Raw genomic sequence first — 5,888 nt, 5'->3', positions numbered from 1 at the left:
GTGAACGAAACATGCTGTGCTGACGCCACTCGCTTCGAGGCGATTTAGGGGCGGCCGCGGCCGAAAAGCTGAGGAGCCTCGCCGACGATGTCGCCTCGTAGGACTTTCCCGACGCCTATGTTTCGAAGCCGGCGAGCAGCACCGAATCGTCGGAGCGATGGAGCACCGCGCATCCTTTGGGACGCGCCACGGACGGTGCGGTCCAGTCTTTCTACGACCAGCGACCGCCGCTCGAATGCAGGCGGACGACAATCTGTGCTAAAGTAACCCTATGAAAGCATGGCTGGAAGCGGCAAAGAGCCGGGCGCGCGACATCAAGCTTGATGTCGTCGCCCTGTGGTTCGCCGCACGCGATCCTCGGGTGCCCTGGTCCGCGAAACTCGTGGCGGGGATGGTGGCCGCCTATGCGCTTTCCCCAATCGACCTGATCCCGGATTTCGTTCCGGTGCTCGGCTATCTTGACGACCTGATCATCGTACCGCTCGGCGTGATCCTGGCCATAAGGCTTGTTCCGCCGCCGCTGATGGACGAGTTTCGAGCGCAGGCTGCCGCGCTCGAAACACGTCCGCAAAGCAGGACAGGAATGTTCTTTATCGTGGCGCTCTGGCTGGCTTTGGCAGCTTTGCTGATCTGGGCCTTTTGGCCCACCCACGCCAGATAGTCCGGAGGCTTGCTTGCAATTGAAACCGCTCTTGCCTGCTGCGCCGGCGGCCTAAAACCCAAGCGCCAGCCACGCAGTCCCAGCAAGCAGCGTGATCAGCGTCAGCGGCAGTCCGACCCTGAAGAAGGCTCCGAAAGACAGCGCCTTGCCGGCGGCGCGCGCCTGCTCAGCGACAATCAAATTGGCGATCGAGCCGAGCAGCGTGAAATTGCCGGCCAGAGTCGAGCTCATGGCGACGACCAGCCAGGCGCGTTCGGGGCTCTCCAGGCCGGGTATGAACGGCCGCAGCGCCAGCACAGCCGGAACGTTGCTCATGATGTTGGACAGCACTGCGGTGAAGCCGGACAGCCGCCAGACATCGTCCAGCCCGAGGTCCTTTGCCGAGGCGATGATCTCGGGGGTGAGAAGCGCCTTCTCGGCGCCGGCGACGACGATGAAAAGGCCGGCGAACATGAACAGCAGCGGCCCGTCTATCTCGCGGTAGATGCGCGCCGGCTTGATGGCGCGGGTCACAAGAAGGATGGCGCCGCCGATCAGTGCGGCCTTGGCAACCGGAACGCCGGCGAAGAAGGCGATTGCCAGTCCGATGCAGACGACCACGGCCTTGAGCACCTGTCCCGGCAGCATGCGGCCGCGATAGACCTCGGGGCTGAGCTCGGTCTTGCGCGCAAATTCGGCGCGATAGACGATGCGCACGATGACGACGACGGCGACGAGGCCAAACAGCGCGACCGGCGCCAGAGCCGCCGAGAAGGCCGGATAGGAAATCCCCGACAGCGCGCCGATGACCATGTTCTGCGGGTTTCCGGTGATGGTGGCGACGCTGCCGCAATTCGACGCCGTGGCGGTGGCGATCAGGTAGGGAATTGGGTTGCGGTTGATGACCCGGGTGACGTGGACGACGATCGGCGCCATGACCAGGCAGATCGCGTCGTTGACCAGGAACGCTGACAGGACGCCGGTCAGCAGCGTCACCATCAGCAGCAGCATAAACGGCGCATGTGCGTGCTCGATGGCAACGGCGCCGAGTGCGCGAAAGGCGCCCGATACCTTCAGATGCGCGACGACGATCATCATGCCGAGCAGCAGCGTGATGGTGTCGAAATTGATGGCGCGGTAGGCGTCCTCCAGGCTGAGCGCGCCGATGGCGATCATCGCCGCACCACCGAGCAGTGCAACGCCTGCCCGGTCAAGGCGTAAGCCGGGGATCCTGCCGATGGCAACGCCGGCATAGGTCAGGATCAGGATCAGCAGTGCCGCCGCACCCATCAATGTCATTCGTGGGAAAGCCCCGTTCAGATCCGCCCTGCCCCGCCATAACGGTAGCCGGCGCAAGCTATGATTCCTGCCGCCATACTCACCCGAGCTCAATCCGATCGGGCAAGCCTTGGCAATATCAAACATTGATGCGACGCGCACAGCGTCGAACCATCGGAGGGACTGGCGCACCATCGGCCAACTCATCCAGACAATCACACCAGCAGAGTTTCTCGTAAAACGCTGGGTATGCTTCCGTCGAAGATGAAGGCTTAGAAGAAGCCCAGGCTCATTGAAATCGTGGCTCGATCATGGCGAGGATGGAGACTGTCTCCACCTATGGGCAGGCCGACCAGCAAAGCGAAGAACGCGCCTTCGGCATGGCAAGGCGAGCGCTGAACACCCGACTGACGCTGGAACAAGCAGCCGATTGCGGAGTTGAAACGGCGGTAGAGGTTTGCCGGAATGAGTTCCACTCCCGTGCTGCGGTACATTTATTGGGTAATTGTTCTCGACGTTTCGGTCGTGCTTGCGCCTTACGCTCTTAGCGCGGCGTGGCCGCAATGACGCAGCGCGATCCTAACGCCACTTCACCACAGGAAGACAAGAAGGACGGCATCGGACGAGCACTTGGACTCGGCCTTATCACCGGCGCTGCTGACGACGACTGCTCGGCCATCGGTACCTATGCTAGTGCCGGCGCGCGCTTTGGCCCAGACCTGCTTTGGACCGCTCCTGTAACGCTGCCGATGATGTACACTGTCGTGTATCTCTCGTCGAAGCTTGGACAGGTTTCGGGCCGCGGCCTCTTTCATGCGATCAAGGACTTCTACCCACGGTGGCTGCTCTGGGCTGTTCTTGTGGGCGTGCTGATCGGCAACACTATCGAAGCAGCCGCCGATCTCGGCGGCATGGCTGCATCCATCAACATCTTCCTTCCTGTTCCGATCCCCCTCATTGTGATCGTAGTCGCGGCCGCGATCTTTGCTCTCCAGCTTTGGGGCTCCTACACGCTCATTCGTAACATCTTTCGCTGGCTCGCGCTGGCCCTGCTTGCCTATGTCGGCTCAGCCATCATGGCGAAGCCGGATGCGGCAGCCGTGCTGTGGGGCACCCTTGTTCCGAAGATCGAGTTCAGCCGCGAGTTCCTGTCCATTCTGGTGGCTATCATCGGCACCACCCTTTCAGCGTACCTCTACACCTGGCAGTCGAATGAGGAGGTGGAGGAAGAGATTGCCGAGGGGAGAACGACGCTGAAGGAGCGCAAGGGTGCCACGGACGGTGAACTGCGCCGCTCCCGCCGCGATATCCTGATCGGCATGATCTTTTCCAATCTCATCATGTACTTCATCATCCTGTCGACAGGGTCTACGCTCTATGAAGCCGGCGAGCACGACGTAGAGACCGCCGCTCAAGCAGCCGAAGCTCTCAAGCCGCTCGCTGGTGCAGCCGCTAGCGTACTGTTCGCTGCCGGCGTGATCGGGGTCGGGTTCCTTGCCGTTCCGGTCATGACGACAGGTGCGGCATACGATCTGGCACAGGCAGTTGGATGGAAGCACAGTCTTCATGCCAAGCCGCGTGAGGCGCCAAAGTTCTACATCGCGATCGGCGCCTTCACGCTGATTGCTGTCGGCCTGAATTTCCTGGGTTTCAACCCGATGAAGGCGCTCGTCTGGTCCGGCATCGTGCAGGGCTTTTCTACGCCGCCACTGCTTCTTCTTATCATGCTAATGACGAACAACCCGCGGATCATGGGAGACAAGGTCAACAGCCGCACTACCAACGCTCTGGGATGGGCTACTACGATCGCAATCTTTTCCGCCTCTTTAGGGCTGGTAGCGACCTGGTTTATCTAAGGTCACCATGACGCTCGCGCCATACCCCGGCAATTCGAGCTCACACGTCTCTACCGTGCTCCCGGGGCGGCGTGGCCAAGTGCGCGTGCTTCTGGAAAATCGCAATCTTGTCGGGATAGGTAATCCGGATCTCGCGTCCGCATCCGTCGCACCTGTAATGGGAAACGACCTGAAACCAGCTGCCATTCTTGATGACGGTGAAGTTGCACTGCGGGCATTGGAAAGTCAGGCCAACAGAGAATAGGCTGGGAGAGAGGGACATTGCAGCACTTCGCATTCTGGAGAGTTTTGAGGCAGCTTGGTTAGTCCAGCGTCTCCACGACGAAGGAAGCGGCAATTAAATCGTCGGCATCGATTCTGCCCTTGCCGCCCTCCATGACGGCTGCGACCTTGCGAAAGGTCTTCAGTTCACTCTCGGTAATCCGGGCGCCGCGCATCCTCTCATTGAGGTCGGCCACGCGCATTCGCAGCGCCTGGGACGCTCCAATCTCACGGTTCGACATGGTGATCACATTCCTCGTCGCTTGACTTCCCGCCGCACCTTTCGGCACGGCGGGCTGTCCTCCCAGTCGCTTTGGTCATTCTATGACTTTGATGATCTTGCGTGTGCCCGGGTCAACGACAACGGTCCGGTTGTCGACCACCACGTAGCGGTATTTTGTGTCGGGGACTTCATGAAGCTCGACCGTCTCGGGCAGGGTTGAGCCGATATTGAGCTCCACTCCAGGGATTTTCACCGATGCTAGCGGCTGCTTCTTGACATATTCCCTGATGACCGTCTCCTGTTCAGGCTCGATGACTACGTCCTGAGCAGCAGCGGCGCCGATACCTGCCAGCAGCAGAAATCCTGCGGCTGCAGTGGAAAGCCGCATTCTCATAAGTGCCTCCTCATGTGAACTCTGTGCGCTCAACGGCACCGCCTTAGCGCCAGGCTCACTAAACCTCTGGCAGTCGCAAACGTTCCCTGGTTGGGCTTCGGTCTGATCCAGACGGGACCTAAGTCTCACCTGTTTTCGCGTAATAGCCCTGACATCGCGCCACCCGGAACTGCCGCTGCTCGCAGTAGTTGCTCGCTGTGAGTTCACGGGAGGAGCCCATGGAGAATAGCGTCCACCAAGCCCGCTGGTTACTCGCTCCGGTCTTCGCCGTCTCCATCGCGTTCCTGGTGATGGGAATGGTCGTTAGCTAGGAACAATCTGATGTTGACGATTGGACCGAAGAACGAAATTGAGATCTGCGCAGCTAAGTCCCTTCCTGCGCTGATAAAGGACCACCCGCCATTCCTCGATTTGGCGGGTGGTCCGAGCGAGCGCGATTGAGGCGTCGTCGTCGCTGGAGCCCAGCACCGAGGCGTGGCGCAGCTCTTCCTCGCCACGGAGATGCCTGATGTGGAGCCTCATGCCGGGGCACAGCGCGGTTCGTCGCGTATTTATGCCTTCGGTGTAGCCGGTCGCGCGGTTTTGAGCTTCTGACACCGGATTTTAGAGCACTCACCCGTCTTTACTTTCCCGAAGCGTTCTCGCAGCCGTGGATGCCCTAGCCATGGAATCCGCCAAAGCTACAAACACGGATTCGTCCGCAGGTTTCGCGACAAAAGTACCGGCCTTGAGGCCTCACCGCGGGCCTCGATGTCCGTGGCACTATAAATTACAAAAGGGATATTACGGGCCACGAGTTCTTCAGCAACCGAAGAGCTGATGCAGCTGCAAGAGCACGTCCAGGATGACCACGTCAGGCTCAACAAGGGCCGAAATTTGTCGTGCACGATTGCAACTTGGCTCTGAGGCCACCGCAAAGCCAGCCTCTCTGAGTGTCGTCCCGATATTCGATGACGATCATCGGCTCGTCCTCAGAGATGAGCGCTAGAGGCTTTCTCATGTCCCCTCCTTGATGGGCAGGAGCACGATGTGCGCTGATCTCCCGGCAACGGCGCCCGGATAGTCGCGTCGCACCTAGTCTTCCCAAAGCCTTGGAAGCGAGCGTGCCAAAGATCGTCCTTGCCGCGCAAGTGCTTCACCCCGGTCTTGATCGGGAGGGGACACCGATCTCGCAGCTTGGTTCACAGGAGATGCGGCAGAAGCCGAAGGCCTCCCCGAGCCGGGTGTTCCATACGG

5 protein-coding genes are annotated in these 5,888 nt (G+C 60.3%); 2 read left to right on the top strand and 3 right to left on the bottom strand.

Going from position 1 to position 5,888, the window contains the following annotated elements:
• Window positions 1-271: 271 nt before the first annotated feature.
• A complete protein-coding gene (locus tag EOA85_RS25540; RefSeq protein ID WP_029354264.1) occupies window positions 272-661 on the top strand; it encodes a YkvA family protein in 390 nt (129 codons plus the stop codon).
• A 51-nt stretch (window positions 662-712) separates the two neighbouring features.
• Here the strand turns inward: EOA85_RS25540 and EOA85_RS25535 are convergent, their stop codons facing one another.
• Entirely contained in the window at window positions 713-1,939 is a 1,227-nt protein-coding gene (locus EOA85_RS25535; protein ID WP_095519494.1) for an anion transporter, read from the bottom strand.
• 542 nt (window positions 1,940-2,481) lie between these two features.
• Between EOA85_RS25535 and EOA85_RS25530 the strand changes: the two genes are divergently transcribed.
• Window positions 2,482-3,774 (top strand): Nramp family divalent metal transporter, encoded by a 1,293-nt coding sequence (locus EOA85_RS25530; RefSeq protein WP_127211614.1) that lies wholly within the window; start codon window positions 2,482-2,484, stop codon window positions 3,772-3,774.
• A gap of 302 nt (window positions 3,775-4,076) precedes the next feature.
• Here EOA85_RS25530 and EOA85_RS25520 read toward each other — a convergent pair whose 3' ends face one another.
• Both EOA85_RS25520 and EOA85_RS25515 read right to left on the bottom strand, forming a co-directional pair.
• Entirely contained in the window at window positions 4,077-4,277 is a 201-nt protein-coding gene (locus EOA85_RS25520; protein WP_123150929.1) for a hypothetical protein, read from the bottom strand.
• A gap of 75 nt (window positions 4,278-4,352) precedes the next feature.
• Entirely contained in the window at window positions 4,353-4,652 is a 300-nt protein-coding gene (locus EOA85_RS25515; protein ID WP_127211613.1) for a DUF1236 domain-containing protein, read from the bottom strand.
• Window positions 4,653-5,888 lie beyond the last annotated feature (1,236 nt).

This window comes from Mesorhizobium sp. M5C.F.Ca.IN.020.29.1.1 (assembly GCF_003997375.1).
Classification (GTDB): Bacteria; Pseudomonadota; Alphaproteobacteria; order Rhizobiales; family Rhizobiaceae; genus Mesorhizobium; species Mesorhizobium wenxiniae.
Note: the sequence above shows the minus strand (reverse complement) of the source record. Positions and strands in the feature narration are given on the sequence as shown.